This is a genomic window from Hymenobacter sp. BT559 (genome assembly GCF_017571525.1).
Lineage (GTDB): Bacteria > Bacteroidota > Bacteroidia > Cytophagales > Hymenobacteraceae > Hymenobacter > Hymenobacter ginsengisoli.
In genome coordinates, this window is record NZ_JAGETY010000002.1 from 152,416 (window position 1) to 169,000 (window position 16,585).

Consider the following 16,585-nt stretch of genomic DNA (forward strand, 5'->3'; position numbering starts at 1 on the left):
ACCGGATAAATTGATGAAACCTGTTTTAAAAGCACATCATGCGGCGCTTGTCGAAGCAGCCAGTTCGCCCCGTTGGAGTATTACTCCAGCGGCGCGGGCTAGCTACTTCGGCAAGCTCCATATGACGCGTTTTTTCACTACCCTTCTGTTTATCAACTATTTCCGGCGCGCTCATTTTACATTAGCCTTCGGCCTGGCTGCAGCGCTGCTGCTGGGCTCCTGCTCGGGCCTGCGCTACGTGCCCGAGGGCCAGAAGCTGTACACGGGCAGCAAAGTGACCATCGACTCGCCGACCAAGCTCAAAAACCAATCGGCGCTGCAAACGGAGCTGGCTACCCTGGTGCGGCCCAAGCCCAATTTCTCGTTTCTGGGCATGCGGCCCAAGCTGTTTTTCTGGCACTTGGGCGTGGGCAAGGAGAAAGGGCTAGGGCACCTTCTGGCCGATAAGTTTGGTGAAGCCCCCGTGCTGCTGAGCCAGGTAAAAGCCAAGCAAACCCGCGACCTGATGGTGAACCGCCTCCAAAACCGGGGCTACTTTCACGGGGCCGTGACGAGTGAGGTAAAGACGAAAGCCAACACGGCCCAGGTAGACTACACGGCCCGCCCCGGCCAGCAGTACACCATCCAGGAAATTCACTTCCCAGGCCGCGACACCTTGATTGACAAAGCCATCCGGGGCACGCAGGCGGCTAGCCTGCTCAAAGCAGGCGACCCCTACGACCTCGACGTGCTCACCAACGAGCGGGTGCGCATCGACCTGGCGCTCAAAAACGAAGGGTATTATTACTTCAACCCGAACTACCTTCTATTTCAGGTCGATAGCACGCTGCAGGGCAAGGTAAACGTGTATTATAAGGTGAAGAACGACGCGCCGGCCAAGGCCCTGCGGCCTTACTGGCTCAAGACCATCACCTTGAATACCAACTACGTACTGACCGACACCACGAGCCGCCAGCCAGTGATGTTTGAGAAGTACCGCTATTTCCCCGACGAGAGCGTGTTTCGGGCGCGGGCCATTACCAGGGCCGTTTTTCTGCGCCCCGACAGCTTGTTTCGGCAGCGGCGGCGCGACCAGACGCTGTCGCGCCTCATGAGCCTGGGCACGTTTCGCTTCGTTGAAATCAAGTTTCGGCCCTCGGCAGCGGGCGACTCGGCCGGCCGCGCCCGCCTTGACTCCGACGTGCTCATGACCCAGCTCAAGAAGAAAAGTTTGCGCGCCGAGCTGCAGCTTATCAGCAAGAGTAATGGCTTTACGGGGCCGGGCCTTACCATTAGCTACCGCAACCGCTCGGCCTTTCGGGGCGCTGAGCAGCTCATTATCAACGGCGTGGCCTCTACCGAAACCTCGACCCGCGCCCCGGCCGGCGCCGAGAGTCGCAGCAATACGGGCCTTATTTCCAATGAGTTTGGGCTTAATGCCCAGGTTATTGTGCCGCGCCTCATTGCGCCCGACCTGCCGTTTCTGGACCCTCACCTGGTCAACTCGGACTTTCAGCCGCGCACCAATTTTGGGACGGGCGTGCGCTACGTGTCGCGCTCGGGCTACTTCAGCACCACCAGCTACAACCTCAACTACGGCTACAGCTGGAAAACCAAGATTACCAACGAGCAGGAAATCAAGCTCATCGACGTAGCCTATAATGCTTTCACCAGCACGGCTGCCTTCGATTCGGTGCTACGCGCCAAGCCCTTTCTGCGCCAGGCCTACCAGTCGCAGTTTATCTTGGCCAGCTCGTACCGCTATACATACAACCAGCAGGTTCTGGAACAGCGCCGCCAGCAGATTTTCTTCCAGGGGCAGGCCGAGGTAAGCGGCAACCTGGCCAATGCTATCAGCAGCGCTGTGGTGGGCAGCAAGTCGCCTACCGAAAAGTACACCGTTGCGGGTCAGCCCTTTGCGCAGTACGCCAAGTTTGACCTGGAGCTGCGCGAATACTACCGCATCAGCCCCAAGACTACTTCTGGCAACCGCATCGTGGGGCGCTTGCAGATAGGCATAGGCCTACCCTACGGCAACTCATCGGGCGGCTCGTTGCCCTACCTGCGCCAGTACGGTATCGGCGGTCCCAACTCCATCCGGGCTTTTGCCGCCCGCCAGATTGGGCCGGGCTCGTACAAGCCCACCGGCACCGACATCGTAAACAGCTACTACGACCAAGTGGGCGACCTGCGCCTGGAAGGCAACATCGAGTACCGTCAGGATTTGTTTCCCTACGTGAAGGGCGCCGTATTTCTCGACGCCGGCAATATCTGGCTCCTGAACAATGACCCCCAGCGGCCGGGGGGCCAGTTTGTGGCCAGCCAGGCCCTGAAGCAGCTGGCCGTGGGCACCGGCGTGGGCTTGCGCATCGACGTGCAGTTTTTCGTTGTGCGCTTCGACTATGCCATTCCGCTGCGCGCCAACTACGGCACCCCCGACGACAAGGCCGGCCGCCTGAACCTGGCCATCGGCTACCCGTTCTAATAGCTCTACCAGCGGGGCTAGCCCTTGAAATGGGGAGCCATGTGGCTTCTCATCTCATCCCCACCTGCACCGCTGGTACAGCTATTGAACGTGCGCGGTGTGGGCTACAGGCCTAACTGGTCGGCGTAGCACTATAGCTAGCTTAGGCAGGAAGAAACTGGAAAAGGCCGCAGCGGCATTGGGAAGGCAACGGTTATGTTTGCCGAACTGGCGACTGCGCCTTTTCTCTCCTTCCCCTCCTACCCTCTTCGATATGACCACTTTTTCTTCGCTCGCAGCCGGTACGCTGCTTGGTGCGGGGCTGCTGGGGCTAGCCGGCTGCGCCGGCAGTGGCCCGGCTGCCCCCGTGGCTACTACCACCGCTAGCCCTGCACCGCCCGCGCCACCCATGCTCAAGGGTGTGGGCCTCGATGTGGCTGACCTCGACCGCTCGGTGTCGCCGTGTCAGGATTTTTACGAGTTTTCGGGTGGTAATTGGCTCAAAGCCAACCCTATTCCGAGCTATGCTACCAGCTGGGGCCCGCGCAACCTGCTAGGCCTGCGCACCCAGGCCACCCTCAAGCAGATACTCGAAGAGGCCGCTGCCAACCGCAGCGCCGCGCCGGGCTCGAACACCCAGAAAGTGGGCGACTTCTACGCCTCGGCCATGGACACGGTGGCTATCGAGAAAGCCGGCCTCGCGCCGCTGCGGCCCGAGCTAGCCCGTATCGCGGCGCTCAAAACCCGCGCCGGGCTGCCCGCCCTCATTGCGCACGAGCAGGAGCTCGGCACGGGCACTTTCTTCCGGGGCGGCGTGCAGGTCGATGAGAAGAACACCACGCGCTACGTCATCGGCCTCGACCAGGGCGGGCTGGGCATGGGCGACCGCGATTACTACCTCAAGGATGACCCGCGCTCGCAGAAAGTGCGCGCGGCTTACCAGGCCTATATGCAGCAGCTATTTGGCCTGCTGGGCGATAACGTGGCCACGGCCCAGCGCAACGCCGCCACCGTAGAGCGCATCGAGAAGCGACTGGCCCAGGCCAGCAAAACCCGCGTGGAGCTGCGCGACCCGCAGGCTAACTACAACCAGATGGCCCTAGCCAGCGCCGCCCAGCGCTACCCGGCCCTGCAGCTACCCAAGCTGCTGGCCGATATGCAGCTAGCTAAAGCCCAAGAGATTATCGTGGGCCAACCCGCGTTCTTCGATGAGGTAAATAACGTGCTCAGGACCGAGCCGCTGGCTGACCTGCAAACCTATATGCGCTGGCACCTGGTGCGCTCGGTAGCCACTACCCTGCCGGCCGCTTTCGTCGATGCTAACTTTCGCTACAACCAGGTGCTGACCGGCGCCAAGCAGCAAGCTACCCGCTGGAAGCGGGTGCAAGCCGCCACCGATGCCACGCTGGGCGAGGCCTTTGGCCAGCTCTACGTTGATAAGGCCTTCTCGCCCGAGGCCAAGCAAAAGGCGCTGGAAATGGTGGCCAACATCAAGGCCAGCATGGCCGAACACATCCAAACCAACACCTGGATGAGCGCGCCCACCAAAGCCGAGGCCCTGAAAAAGCTGAATGCGCTACGCGTAAAAATCGGCTATCCCGACCAGTGGAAGGATTATTCGGCCCTAGCCATCAGCCGCGAGAGCTACCTGAAAAACGTGCTGGCCGCCCGCCTCTGGGAAAGCCGCCGCGAGGCTGCGCGCTTCGGGGGGCCCGTCGACCACACCGAGTGGGGCATGACGCCGCCCACCATCAACGCTTATTATAACCCGGCGCTCAACGAGATAGTATTTCCAGCCGGCTACCTGCAGCCGCCATTCTTCGACCCCAAGGCCGACGATGCCGTGAACTACGGCGCCATCGGCGGCGTGATGGGCCACGAAATGACCCACGGCTTCGACGACCAGGGCCGGCAGTACGACAGCCAGGGCAACCTGCGCGACTGGTGGACGCCCCAGGATGCGGCCGAGTTTACGAAGCGCGCCGCCGTGGTGGGCCGCCAGTACGACGCCTTCTCGCCCCTCGACTCGGTGCACGTAAACGGCAAGCTCACGATGGGCGAAAACCTGGCCGACTTTGCGGGCCTCACCATCGTGCACGGCGCCCTCGAAAAGCAGCTCCAGCAGCGCTACGGCAACGGCCCGCGCCCGCTCTACGACGGCTTCACGCCCGAGCAGCGCTTTTTCCTGAGCTGGGCCCAGCTGCGCCGCCAAAATATTCGGCCCGAGGCCCTGCGCCAGCAAATCCAGACCGACCCGCACTCGCCGGGCCAGTACCGCACCATCGGGCCGATTATGAACATGCCGCAGTTTCAGGCGGCTTTCGGCTGCAAGGAGGGCGACAAGATGGTGCGCACCCAGGCCGACCGGGCAGTTATCTGGTAGGCCAGGTAGGTTGCTACTCGCATCTAAAAGAGGCCCTAGCGTTTGCTAGGGCTTCTTTTTTGTGATTGGTGAGGCTGTTCCTACCCGGCTAGAAAATACCGCTTACTAAAAATTCGGGCATTTTAGCCTATCACAAACGTTTGCCAGCCTATCACAAACGTTTGCAGCCTTTTAATAGCCCATGTACTTCATAAACAAGCATTTATTGAGCAGGTTAGCGGGTTAATTTTAGCTATTGGCTAGGGGCTTTGCCAGCCTCGCACCGGCCGCTGGTCCTCCTTTTCCCACCTAAATAAACTTCGCTATGAAGAAACCTCAACGCACAACGATTGCGCTGGTGGCTGCACTCGGCAGCCACTTCACCCCTTTGCTGGCTCAGAACGCGCCGGTGGTGATAGAGGCTGAAACCGGCACCTCGGTGCCCGCCACTTCTGCCAATGCGACGGTCGGCGACTGGGCCAAGCGCACCACCACAGCCCCGGTGGTGACCTACATGACCACGCTCACCGATGTGTCGGGCTACACCTCACCGACCTCGCCCGGCGGCGGGGTGGGCGGCGTGGCCCCGGCCACCGATGCGCGCGTGCTCACTTACACCGTCACGTTTCCGGGGCCCGGCACCTACGACCTGTATGCCCGTATGCGGGTAGGCCCCGGTGGCGCCAATGACGATAGTTACTTCTATGCCAAAACCTTCGGCACAAAGAGCGCTACCACCGGAGCCGACTGGATAACGGCCAACGGCCTCGCGACTGTAGGCTACGGCGCGGGCTCGGGCAGCGTGCCGGTAGATGGTGCCGGCGGCGCGGCCACCGGCGTGTGGAAGTGGGTGAATATGTCGAAATACAGCGGCTATGGCGCGGCGGGCACCACCTTCACGGTGGCGGCCGGGGCCCTGACGCAAACTTTCCAGATTGGTGCCCGCGAGGATGGGCTGGACTTCGACAAGTTCGTGTTTGGCCAAACGGGGCTGTATTTCAGCGTGGCCCAGCTCGATGCCGGCACCCAAGGCTCGGCCACGGCGCCCGTTACGTTTGTGCCCACCGGCCCGGCCCTGGCCACCGGCAAATCCAAGTACCTGGGCTGCGAGTACGACGCCAATGAAGCAGTCAATTTTGACAAATACTGGAACGCCGTGACGCCCGGCAACGCCGGCAAGTGGGGCAGTGTGGAAGGCACCCGCGGCACGTTTAACTGGGCCGACCTCGACAAGGCCTACGCCCAGGCCGTGGCCGTGAATGGCGTGTTTCGGATGCACAACCTCATCTGGGGGGCGCAACAGCCCACTTGGATAAAGGGCCTGCCCGACACCACCCAGCTACGCGAAATCAAGAAATGGTACGCAGCGGTGGCTACGCACTTTCAGGGCAAGCGCCTCGACCACATCGACGTGGTAAATGAGCCTATCAACACGCCGCCCACGGGCGTTACGACCATTGGCGTACCGGGCACGCCGGCCGGCACGGCCGTGGCCGACGGCGGCGGCTACCTCAATGCGCTTGGCGGCGCCGGCACCACGGGCTACGACTGGATAGTGACGGCCTTTCAGCTGGCGCGGCAGTACTTCCCCAGCTCCAAGCTTATGCTAAACGAGTACAGCGTGGAGAACTCCGCAACGCGGGCGGCCACGTATGCCGCCATTATCAACCTCTTGAAATCCAAGGGCCTGATTGATGGGGTAGGTATTCAGGGGCACGCTTTCTCGACGGCGGGTGTGCCAGCGGCCACCATCACTGCCAACCTGGCTACCCTGGCGGCCACAGGCGTGCCGCTCTACGTGACGGAGTACGACTCGGACGCGCTCGACGCCAACGGCAATAGTAGCGACGCCGTGCAGCTGGCAGAGTACCAGCGCGTGTTTCCGCTGTTTTGGGAAAACCCCAACGTGAAGGGTGTGACCCTTTGGGGGGCTCATGTGGGCCACTGGCGCACGGCCCAGGGCGCCTACCTCATCAACGCCGACAACACCGAGCGCCCGGCCCTGACGTGGCTGCGCACCTATGTGCAAAACGCTACCCTAGCCGCCAAAGCCGCGGCCGCGGCCACCGCCGGCGTGTTTCTTTACCCCAACCCGGCCAGTGGCGGCTGCGTGGCACTGAGCCTGCCCGCCAGCCTCGGCCAGCAGCCCGTAGAGCTAGCCCTCTTCAACGCGCTAGGGCAGGCTGTGCTGCACCAAACCCTGCCGGCTTCGGGCGAAACCATGCGCTCGCTGCCGCTACTGGGCGTGGCCAAAGGCTTGTATACCATGCGCCTGAGCACCAGCGCCGGCACCTTTAGCCAGCGTCTCACCATCGACTAACCCAACAGACTTGCTTGCTTCCTGCGCAGCCCTTCGGCCTTGGTGGTCGGAGGGCTGTTACGTGTTGGCTACTGGCGGCACCCTAGCGGGCGCCGAGACGCGGCCTGGGAAGTACCTTCGGTTTTCCTTTTTTTTCTCCTAATGCTACGCAAATTTCTACCTTTTCTGGCGGCGCTGCTTTGGCTGGCTAGCCCGGCCGCGCAAGCCCAATCTATCTACTCGGCTACCGACCCGCTGGCCCACACCTTCAGCATCGTGGCCCGCGACCCCAAGACCGGCGAAATGGCCGTGGCGGTGCAAAGCCACTGGTTTTCGGTGGGCACCTCGGTGAGCTGGGGCGAGGCCGGTGTGGGCGTGGTGGCCACGCAGTCGTTTACCAATAAGTCGTTTGGCCTGCGGGGGCTAGCCCTGCTTAAGAGTGGCAAAACCGCCCAACAGGCGCTCGACGAGCTGCTGGCCAACGACGAAGGCCGCGACGTGCGCCAGGTAGCCATCCTCGACAACCAGGGCCGCGTGGCTACCCACACCGGCAAAAAGTGCGTGGATATGGCTGGCCACCAGCAGGGCAACCAGTTTTCGGTGCAGGCCAATATGATGCTGAACGCCACCGTGTGGGGCGCCATGGCCAAGGCCTACGAAGCCAGCGCCACCCTCCCCCTAGCCGAGCGCGTGCTGGCCGCTCTCGACGCGGCCCAGGCGGCCGGCGGCGACATCCGGGGCCGGCAGTCGGCCGCGCTGCTCGTGGTGCGCGGCACCACCACCGAAGGCCCCTGGGCCGACCGCCTCGTGGACCTGCGCGTCGACGACGCCGACAAGCCCCTGGTAGAGCTGCGCCGCCTGCTGAAGCTGCACCGTGCCTACGACCATATGAACGCCGGCGACCTGGCCGTGGAGAAAAACGACATGCCCAAAGCCATCGCCGAGTACCAGGCCGCCGAAAAGATGTTTCCCAGCAACTTGGAAATGAAGTATTGGCACGCCATCACGCTGGCCAACAAGCAGCAGGTGCCCGCCGCGCTAGCCCTGCTGCGGCCCATTTTTCAACAGGAACCCAACTGGCGCACGCTCACCGAGCGCCTGCCCAAGGTGGGCCTGCTCACGGTGAGCCCGGCCGAGCTGAAGCAGATTCTGGCGCTGAAGTAGCCCGAAGCCTCTGCTTCGGGCTATACCACTACTAGCTTACTAATTCCTATGCGCCAGTTTTTTGCCTTTATCTTCCTGCTAGCCACCCTAGGCGCGCAGGCCCAAACCAAGCCGGCCACCGTGGTGCCGCACCACTTTTTCACCCTCACCAACTTCAAGACTGAGGGTGGCACGGTGCTGCCGAAAGCGCTGGTGGGCTACGGCACCTATGGCCACCTCAACGCCAAGCGCGACAACGCGGTGCTGCTGCCTTCGCACTACATGGCCGGGCACCGGGGCTACGAGTGGCTTATCGGCCCCGGCAAGTGCCTGGATACCACCAAGCTTTTTCTGGTCACGACCGAGCTGTTTGGCAACGGCCACTCGTCGTCCCCTAGCAATACGCCCGAGCCGTTTCACGGCCCGCGTTTTCCGGTAATGACCATCCGCGACAACGTGCAGGCGGTGCACGAGCTACTCACGAAAGAGCTGAAAATTACGCATTTGCGCGCCCTCATCGGCTTTTCAATGGGCGCCCAGCAGGCGTTTCAGTGGGCCGTGAGCTATCCCACCTTCGCCGACCGCATCGTGGCCACCTCTGGCACGGCCAAAAACTACCCGCACGGCGTGGTGCGCCTCGAAGGCCAGATTGCCGCCCTCACGGCCGATGCGGCGTTCCAGAATGGCGACTACACCACCCCTCCTACCAAGGGCATTGAAGCCTTTGCTACAGTGTGGACCGGCTGGCTGTTTTCCCAGGAATGGTGGCGCAAGGAGCTGTGGCGCAGCGAGGAGAAGCCCGGCGTCACTTTCGAGCAGGTGCTCACTAACTACCGCACGCACTTCATCCCGGGGGCCGATGCCAACGACCTCATCGCCCAGATGCGCACCTGGGAATACCACAACGTGGGTACTAGCCCCGGCTTCGGCGGCGATGTCGAAAAAGCCCTGCGCAGCATCAAGGTGCCAATTCTCTACATGCCTTCCGAAACCGATTTGTATTTCCCGGTGGGCGACGCGCGCTACGAGGCGGCCTTTATTCCGGGCGTGCAGCTGCTGCCCATTCCATCCTTGTGGGGCCACACCGCTGGCGCCGCCAGCAACCCCGCCGACGCGAAGTTTCTGAACGACAACATCGGGAAGTTTCTAGCTGCTAGCAAGTAAAAGCCCACGCAAAACGTCCTGCTCATCTGGCGTCCGCCTGTCGAAGCATCTCTACCGAACGACACCCTAGCGGCGCGGCAGAGATGTTTCGACAGGCGGACACCAGATGAGCAGGACGTTCTTTTTTAAGAAGTTATCAGCTACTTCTTCTTGTCGAAAATATTTTTCGGCAGCAGCATGTGGGCGCCGCGGGTGCCGTCTACCACCTGCGTCACGTTGAGGTCGGCGGCTACGCTGCACAGCATGTAGGCGTCGTCTTTGCTCAGGCCCTTGGTTTTCATCAGAAAGTCAATCATTTCGCGCACCGCCTGCTTGGCCGCCAGGGTCAGGTCTTCGTCGAGGCCCATGCTGATGTAGTGAGTCGGCGTTTCGGCGCGGGGCACGGTCAGGTGCATGTCTTTGTGCACGATAAACTCCAGGTTGCCAATCAGCGAGGTTTCCAAGGCGGTGATATCGACCTCGCCATTGCCCTGCCCGGCGTGGCCATCGCCCACGAAGAAGAGGGCGCCCGGCGCGTGCACCGGCAGGTAGAGCGTAGTGCCCGCCACCAAGTCCTTATTGTCGAGGTTGCCGCCGAAGGTGCCGGGCGGCGCGCTGTTCACGCGGCCCATAGCCGAGGGCGGCGCCACGCCCATGCTGCCAAAAAACGGGTGCAAGGGTATCTCAATGCCCGGCGCAAAATTGGCCACCATCCGCTTCTTATCCAGCGGAATAATTTTCATCTTGGCGTAGCCAAAATCTTCGGGAATAAATCCGCTCTTGGGCCCGAAGCCGTTGTAGGCGTACGGGATGGCGAGCTCAATGCCTTTGATGCGCACTTCGAGCACGTCGCCCGGCTCGGCGCCTTCCACAAAAATGGGTCCCGTCAGGATGTGCCCGCCCGGCCCTTTGTTGGTCACCTTATCGTAGATATCGCGCAGCGATTGCTCGACCTGCGCCGGCGCTACGCCCGCGCCTTCGAGGCGCGTGGGGCTGGAAGTCAGCAAGGTATGTACCTGCACCGTTTCGCCCGACTTGATGCGCAGCACGGGCGCCGCCGCCGCATCGTAGTAGCCCCAGGCGGCGGTGGCGGGCGTAATCAGCAGCTCGTGCTGGGCTTTGGGCAGGCGCTGCGCCTGGGCACCCAGGCTGGTAAGCAGCGCAGTGGCCAGTATAAGGAATCGCGTATTTTTTTTCATCGCTGAAAAGTACGCGCTACCTTTCAACTATCTATTATTACGAGCGCAGCGCGGCAATCTTTCCTTACCGCTAGGGTAGTAATCCCAACGACAAGGAAAGATTGCCGCGCTCCACTTCGTTGCGCTCGCAATGACAGATAGTTGCTTAGCTGTTCATCACCTTCTCCTGGCGCAGCACCGACTCCAGGTGCACTGCCTCCATGTAGCGCTCCACAAATTCTTCGGTGAGCCCTACTTGCGCGCCCTGACGCTTGCTGCGCTCCAGAATCTCGTTGAGGCGGGCGGTTTGCAGGATGGTAATGTCGTTTTCCTTCTTGTATTGGCCGATTTTCTCGGCCACGGCCATGCGGCGGCCCAGCAGCTGCATCACTTCGGCGTCGAGGTTGTTGATTTGCTCGCGCAGACCGGCCAGGGCAGTTACAAACTCTTGCTTATCAGTGGTTTCGTGGCGCCACACCAGGTCGATAATAAGCTGCTTGAGCACCTCGGGCGTGATTTGCTGCTTGGCATCGCTCCAGGCGTTGTCGGGGTCGATGTGGCTTTCAATCATGGTGCCGTCGAAGTCGAGGTCGAGGGCCTGCTGCGCCACGGCAAACAGCGTATCGCGCCGCCCGCAGATGTGGCTAGGGTCGTTGAGGATGGGCATGTCGGGCATCCGGCGCTTCATCTCGATGGGCAGGTGCCACATCGGCGCGTTGCGGTAGTCGGTATTGCCGTAGCTCGAAAATCCCCGGTGAATCATTCCAACCTGCTTCAGGCCAGCCTTTTGCAAGCGCTCAAGGGCGCCCACCCACAGCTCCAGCTCAGGGTGGATGGGGTTTTTCACCAGCACCGGAATATCGACGCCGCGCAGCGCATTGGCGATTTCCTGCACCGAAAAGGGGTTGCCGGTGGTGCGCGCCCCCACCCAGACCAGGTCTACCCCAAAGGCCAAGCAGTCTTCTACGTGCTTGGCGGTGGCTACTTCTACGGCCACCGGCAGGCCGGTGAGCTCGCTAGCCTTTTTGAGCCAGGGCAAGCCCTTGGCACCCACGCCCTCGAAGCCGCCGGGCTTGGTGCGGGGCTTCCAGATGCCGGCGCGCAGGGCCTGCACCTTGCCGGTGGCGGCCAGGCGCTGGCAGGTTTCGAGTACTTGGGCCTCGGTTTCGGCCGAGCACGGGCCAGAGATGAGGAAGGGCTTATCCTCGGGCTTGCGGTTGAAGAGGTCGTTGAACATGGGGTAATTGGGTAGTTGTTGAGTGCTGAATGTTAATCGTTTAGCATTGCGCGCAAAGCGAATCAGTGACGGGGCGTTAGGGGATGATTTTTCGGATTTGGTTGGCGTGTTCGAGCTGTTCGGTCAGCCCGGCGTAGTCTTCGCGGGTTAGCAGCTCACGCAGCTTATTCAATTGCAACAGGTGCTCATCGAGCACATCGAGCACGTTTTCGCGGTTTTGGCGGAAGATGGGCACCCAGGTGGCCGGCGCGCTCTTGGCCAGCCGCACCGTGGAGGCAAAGCCGCCGCCGGCCAGGTCAAAAATGCGCTGCTCGCCGCGCTGCTCCTTCTCCAACACCGTGAGCGCCAGCGCAAACGACGTAAGGTGCGAGATGTGCGACACGTAGGCCGTGTGCAGGTCGTGGTCGGCCGCACCGAGGTGGAGCACCCGCATAGGCAGCGCCCGAAACAGCGTTTCGACTGTCGCCACGGCGTCGGGGTCACTGGCCTGCGCATCGCAGACTACCAGCGTTTTGCCCTCAAACAAGCCCCGCACGGCCGCGTCGGGCCCCGAGTACTCGGTGCCGGCCATGGGGTGCACGGCCACAAAGCGGCCCCGGCGCGGGTGGCCTGCCACGGCCGCCAGCAGGTTGCCCTTGGTCGAGCCCACGTCGATAACTACTTGGCGGTCAGAAACCATATCAAGCACCTGCGGCATTACCGTTAGCATAGCATCCATCGGCACGGCCACGATTATGAGGCTAGCCGGGGCCACCGCCGATGCCAGGTCGGCATCAATTTCATCAACTAGGCCCAGCTCCAGGGCCCGGCGGGCATAGGCCGGGCTGGCCTCTACGCCGATGAGCCGGCTCGCTAGCCCATGCTGCCGCAAGCTGAGGGCCAGCGAGCCGCCAATGAGGCCGAGGCCAATGATGGTAATAGTCATGGCGCTAGGCAGCTACAAGTTTTACACGCTCCAAGGCTTCGCGCAGCACGCTTTCGGGCTGGCACAGACTGGCCCGGATATAGCCGTTGCCATTGCTGCCGAAGATGCCGCCGGGTGTCAAAAACACGCGGGCCTCGGCCAGCACAGCGTCGCTCAGGGCGTAGCCATCGGCGTAGGGCGGCGGCACCTTGGCCCAGATGAACAGGCCCGTCTGGCCCGGCGCGGCCTCGCAGCCCAGGCTAGCCAGCAGCTCGCGCACCAGCGCGCGGCGGGCGCGGTAGGTGGCGTTCAGCTCCTGAAACCAGTCGTCGCCGAGGGCTAGCGCGGCCACGGCGGCCTGCTGAATGCCCAGGAACATGCCCGAGTCCATGTTGCTTTTGAAGCGCAGCACCTCGGTAAGCCAGTCGGCGCGGCCTACCAGCATGCCCACGCGCCAGCCGGCCAGGTTGTGGCTCTTGCTGAGCGAGTTGAGCTCCAAGGCCACTTCTTTCGCGCCCGGTATGCTGAGCAGGCTAGTGGGCGGCGTTTCATTGAGCACGAAGCCATACGGGTTGTCGTGCACCAGCATAATACCGTGCGCCGTGGCAAAGGCAACCAGCTGGTGCAGAAATTCGGGGCTAGCCGGCGTGCCGGTGGGCATGTGCGGGTAGTTGACCAGCATCATCTTTACGCGGCTCAAGTCGCTCTTGGCCAGCGCTTCGAGGTCGGGCAGCCAGCCGGTTTCAGCCGTCAGGTCGTACTCGCGCACCTCGGCCCCGCAGATTTCGGCCACGGCCCGGTAGGTGGGGTAGCCGGGGTTGGGGATGAGCACGGCATCGCCGGCTTCCAGAAAGGTCATGCCGATGTGCATCAATCCTTCTTTCGAGCCGGCCAGCGGCAGCACTTCGGTGGCGGGGTCGAGGGCCACGCCGTAGTGCGTGTGGTAGAAAGCGGCCATGGCCTGGCGCAGGGCCGGCGTGCCCTGGTAGCTCTGGTAGCCGTGGGTGCCCGGCTGGCTGGCGGTGTCGGCCAGCGCGGCCACTACGCTAGGGTGCGGCGGCAGGTCGGGGCTCCCAATGCCCAGGCTGATGATATTGGCCCCGGCCGCATTGAGGGCGGCCAACTCGCGCAGCTTGCGCGAAAAATAGTATTCGCCGGTGTGGGCCAGGCGGCTGGCAGTGGAAAGGTGCATATCAACTTACTATAAAAAATCAGTTGTCATTGCGAGCGTAACGAAGTGGAGCGCGGCAATCTTTCCTTGTCGCCCGCTTCCTCCATATGGCGCATGCCATAAGGAAAGATTGCCACGCTCCACTTCGTTACGCTCGCAATGACAAGCCTCCTGCTTTAGACTCTACCTCCTGCCCGAAAACCATGCTGCCGCGCTGGTAGGCCCCCAGCACCCGCAGTTCCTCGGTCACGGCCGGCAGCTCGGCCAGCAGGGCGGCTAGCTGGGCCGGGGCGGCAAACTCCACATCGGCGTGGAAGCCGTAGTGCCAGGGCTGGCTAGGCCGGGGGCACGACTGCAACTTGCTCAAGTTCAGGCCGTGGCTGGCTACCAGCGTGAGCACGCGCGCCAGCATGCCGGGCGCGTGCGAGGTATAGAAATACAAGCTGGCCTTGTCGGGGCTAGCCACCGGCTGCGCCTCGGCGGCGCGCTCCAATACCAGAAAACGCGTGTAGTTGCTCGGGTCGTCGTTGATGGCGGGGGCCAGAATTTCCAGGTCGAAAGCTTCGGCCGCCTGGGAGCCGGCTACCACGGCCACACCCGGGGTGCGGCGCTCGGCTTGCTGCTGGGCGCTCAGGCCGGTGTCTTCGGTTTCGACCAACTGCCAGCTCGGGTACTGGCTCAGAAAATCGCCGCACTGGCGCAACGCCATGGGGTGCGAATGCACGGCTTGCACCTCGGCCAGGGTAGTGCCGGGCAGCGCCAGCAGGTGCTGGTGAATGGGCAAATACACCTCGCCGGTAATAGTAAGCGCATTGCGCTCAAGCAGCAGATAATTAGGTAGTATGCTGCCGGCCAAGGAGTTTTCCATTGCCATGATGGCGGCATCGGCGCGGCCGTCGGCCACCTGCGCTACTACTTCGCCAAACGTGGCGCAGAAATTCAGCTCGGGGCTAGCCCCGAAATACTGGCGGGCTGCTACTTCGTGAAAACTTCCTCTGAACCCCTGGATGGCAACGTGCTGTGGCATGATGGATAAAATTGGCTACGGCGGCTAGCCGCTAAAAAATCATAAAAAAAGCGCCACTCGAAGAACGAGTGGCGCTGCTAAAATCTCTGGGCCTTAGCTACATGGCGACTCGTTCTACGCGGGCGGCGTAAAATAATAGAAGCCAAAAAAGTAGCGGTTGCTGAACATGAGTTGTGCTGTTTGCGGCGGCAAGGTAGGGAGGATTTTTGAATTAACAAGTAGTGCGAAAGAAGCTTCGCGCTACTGCACCATAAATGGAATATTACCCGTGGCCACGTTGCCGTGCCCATCGTGGGCGTACACGAACAGGCGATAGGCGCCCGGCTGGGTGGGCGCGGTGAGTGTGGTCTGGCCCTGGGCGCCGGCCGGCACGGCACCCGCCACGGGGCCAGGACGGCTTTCGCGGTCGCCGCCCTGCTTGAGGTCGGTACTTTCGGGCAGTAGCTCCCATTGATACGTGAGCGCGTCGTGCTCGGGGTCGGTTATGGCCGCCGCTACGGGCACGGCCTGGCCAGGCTTGAGGTAGATACCATCGGTAGCTGCTTTACCATTTAGCTGAAAGCTAGCGATATGCGGGGCGCGGTTCTTCGGCCACTGGCCGCTCCATTCGTATTGCAACACGTCCATTACCTCGGTCTCCTGACCGTCTTCCGTGAAGAGGCCATACCAGGTGGGCGTGCGCTCCTGCTTCTGGCCCCACAGAAATACATAGGAGCCCAGGCAGTGTGCCCGGTCCTTGAGTATAGAGGCCTCGTAGCGGCTCTTGTACACGGCGGCTTTCTGGCTGCTGGTTTCTTCTACCGACGCTTTCCAAGGCGTTTGAGGGCCCTCCCAGTGGCCGGTGGGCCCCCACTCCGTCACGAGGTAGGGGCCGGTCCAGCCAGCATCGGCCACTTGCTTGGGCAGGGTGGCTAGTCCGGCGTAAGTATTGATACTCAAGATGTCCACGGCCGGGCAGCGCGTTTTCACATACTCGATTTCCTTTTTGCTAGCCCCCGCCAGCACCGTAGAGGTGGGGTGGTTGGGGTCTACTTCGTGAATCATCTTGGCGATGTCGTTCACGGCGTCCCACACCTTGGGGTTGGTGTAGTCGAGGTTCAGCTCATTACCGATGCCCCACAGCAGTACGGCCGGGTCATCTTTGTATTTAAGCACTTCGCCCTTAAGCTTTTGCAGCTGCGCAGCCACGGCCGCCGCATCGTTGTAATCGAAGCCGTGGCGCTCGCGGGCCACATCGAGGCCCATCATCACGGTAAGGTGATTCTGGTTGGCCGCGGCCAGCACCTTGGGCGCATCGCCGGTGCCCCAGGTGCGGATGGAGTTGCCGCCGTAGGCCGCAATGCGCTCGGGGTACTGGCTGCCGCCCGCCCCTTTCACAAAGTAGGGTTGGCCGCCGCGTAGCAGCTCGTAGCGGCCATTCGCTTGGCGCACAGTCACTTTTACGGGGCCGGTGAGGGGGCTAGCTGCCGCTAGCGTACTGGTAAGCGCTGCCAGTGGCAGACAGGAGCAAAAAAAGCGGTTTTGCATGGGGTGGGAAGAGGTAGAGCGGGCAAAAGTAGCCGTGCGGCAGCACCTTACCCCCGGCCCCCTATCCAAAAAAAGGGGGAGACGGACGTTTTTTATGATTAAAAAAGCACGTTTGGCGAATGCTAAACGCGCTTTTTCTTCAGCAGCTCAC

The 16,585-nt window shown here is 62.0% G+C and carries 11 protein-coding genes; 5 read left to right on the forward strand and 6 right to left on the reverse strand.

What is annotated here, in order from left to right:
* The first annotated feature begins 121 nt into the window (after positions 1 to 121).
* The 5 genes from tamL to J4D99_RS03305 all read left to right on the forward strand — a co-directional run bounded on the left by tamL (position 122) and on the right by J4D99_RS03305 (position 9,411).
* Entirely contained in the window at positions 122 to 2,464 is a 2,343-nt protein-coding gene (gene tamL, locus J4D99_RS03285) for a translocation and assembly module lipoprotein TamL (RefSeq protein ID WP_208130281.1), read from the forward strand.
* Between the two features lie 253 nt (positions 2,465 to 2,717).
* Positions 2,718 to 4,826, forward strand: coding sequence for a M13 family metallopeptidase (locus J4D99_RS03290; RefSeq protein WP_208130282.1), 2,109 nt, complete (start codon positions 2,718 to 2,720; stop codon positions 4,824 to 4,826).
* 304 nt (positions 4,827 to 5,130) lie between these two features.
* The gene (locus tag J4D99_RS03295; protein ID WP_208130283.1) at positions 5,131 to 7,125 is read left to right on the forward strand and encodes an endo-1,4-beta-xylanase; all 1,995 of its coding nucleotides are present in this window, start codon (positions 5,131 to 5,133) and stop codon (positions 7,123 to 7,125) included.
* A 141-nt stretch (positions 7,126 to 7,266) separates the two neighbouring features.
* Positions 7,267 to 8,268 (forward strand): DUF1028 domain-containing protein, encoded by a 1,002-nt coding sequence (locus tag J4D99_RS03300; protein WP_208130284.1) that lies wholly within the window; start codon positions 7,267 to 7,269, stop codon positions 8,266 to 8,268.
* A 48-nt stretch (positions 8,269 to 8,316) separates the two neighbouring features.
* Positions 8,317 to 9,411, forward strand: coding sequence for an alpha/beta fold hydrolase (locus J4D99_RS03305; RefSeq protein WP_208130285.1), 1,095 nt, complete (start codon positions 8,317 to 8,319; stop codon positions 9,409 to 9,411).
* Positions 9,412 to 9,551: 140 nt separating this feature from the next.
* Here J4D99_RS03305 and J4D99_RS03310 read toward each other — a convergent pair whose 3' ends face one another.
* The 6 genes from J4D99_RS03310 to J4D99_RS03335 form a co-directional block, all read right to left on the reverse strand.
* Positions 9,552 to 10,589, reverse strand: a complete 1,038-nt coding sequence (locus tag J4D99_RS03310; protein ID WP_208130286.1) for an acetamidase/formamidase family protein — start codon at positions 10,587 to 10,589, stop codon at positions 9,552 to 9,554.
* A 145-nt stretch (positions 10,590 to 10,734) separates the two neighbouring features.
* On the reverse strand, positions 10,735 to 11,805 hold the full coding sequence (locus J4D99_RS03315; protein WP_208130287.1) for a chorismate mutase: 1,071 nt from the start codon (positions 11,803 to 11,805) through the stop codon (positions 10,735 to 10,737).
* A gap of 76 nt (positions 11,806 to 11,881) precedes the next feature.
* Positions 11,882 to 12,730: a prephenate dehydrogenase gene (locus J4D99_RS03320; protein ID WP_208130288.1), complete on the reverse strand. Its 849-nt coding sequence runs from the start codon at positions 12,728 to 12,730 to the stop codon at positions 11,882 to 11,884.
* A gap of 4 nt (positions 12,731 to 12,734) precedes the next feature.
* Complete coding sequence (locus J4D99_RS03325) at positions 12,735 to 13,901, reverse strand: pyridoxal phosphate-dependent aminotransferase (protein ID WP_208130289.1); 1,167 nt, start codon at positions 13,899 to 13,901, stop codon at positions 12,735 to 12,737.
* A 127-nt stretch (positions 13,902 to 14,028) separates the two neighbouring features.
* Positions 14,029 to 14,907, reverse strand: a complete 879-nt coding sequence (locus tag J4D99_RS03330; RefSeq protein WP_208130290.1) for a prephenate dehydratase — start codon at positions 14,905 to 14,907, stop codon at positions 14,029 to 14,031.
* Positions 14,908 to 15,147: 240 nt separating this feature from the next.
* Positions 15,148 to 16,434, reverse strand: coding sequence for a glycoside hydrolase family 2 TIM barrel-domain containing protein (locus J4D99_RS03335; RefSeq protein ID WP_208130291.1), 1,287 nt, complete (start codon positions 16,432 to 16,434; stop codon positions 15,148 to 15,150).
* Positions 16,435 to 16,585: the final 151 nt, after the last annotated feature.

Coding starts and splice junctions, on each gene's coding strand:
- J4D99_RS03330 (WP_208130290.1), bottom strand. CDS start 14,907: ATGCCACAGCACGTTGCCATCCAGGGGTTCAGAGGAAGTTTTCACGAA.
- J4D99_RS03295 (WP_208130283.1), top strand. CDS start 5,131: ATGAAGAAACCTCAACGCACAACGATTGCGCTGGTGGCTGCACTCGGC.
- J4D99_RS03325 (WP_208130289.1), bottom strand. CDS start 13,901: ATGCACCTTTCCACTGCCAGCCGCCTGGCCCACACCGGCGAATACTAT.
- J4D99_RS03335 (WP_208130291.1), bottom strand. CDS start 16,434: ATGCAAAACCGCTTTTTTTGCTCCTGTCTGCCACTGGCAGCGCTTACC.
- tamL (WP_208130281.1), top strand. CDS start 122: ATGACGCGTTTTTTCACTACCCTTCTGTTTATCAACTATTTCCGGCGC.
- J4D99_RS03305 (WP_208130285.1), top strand. CDS start 8,317: ATGCGCCAGTTTTTTGCCTTTATCTTCCTGCTAGCCACCCTAGGCGCG.
- J4D99_RS03315 (WP_208130287.1), bottom strand. CDS start 11,805: ATGTTCAACGACCTCTTCAACCGCAAGCCCGAGGATAAGCCCTTCCTC.
- J4D99_RS03290 (WP_208130282.1), top strand. CDS start 2,718: ATGACCACTTTTTCTTCGCTCGCAGCCGGTACGCTGCTTGGTGCGGGG.
- J4D99_RS03300 (WP_208130284.1), top strand. CDS start 7,267: ATGCTACGCAAATTTCTACCTTTTCTGGCGGCGCTGCTTTGGCTGGCT.
- J4D99_RS03320 (WP_208130288.1), bottom strand. CDS start 12,730: ATGACTATTACCATCATTGGCCTCGGCCTCATTGGCGGCTCGCTGGCC.
- J4D99_RS03310 (WP_208130286.1), bottom strand. CDS start 10,589: ATGAAAAAAAATACGCGATTCCTTATACTGGCCACTGCGCTGCTTACC.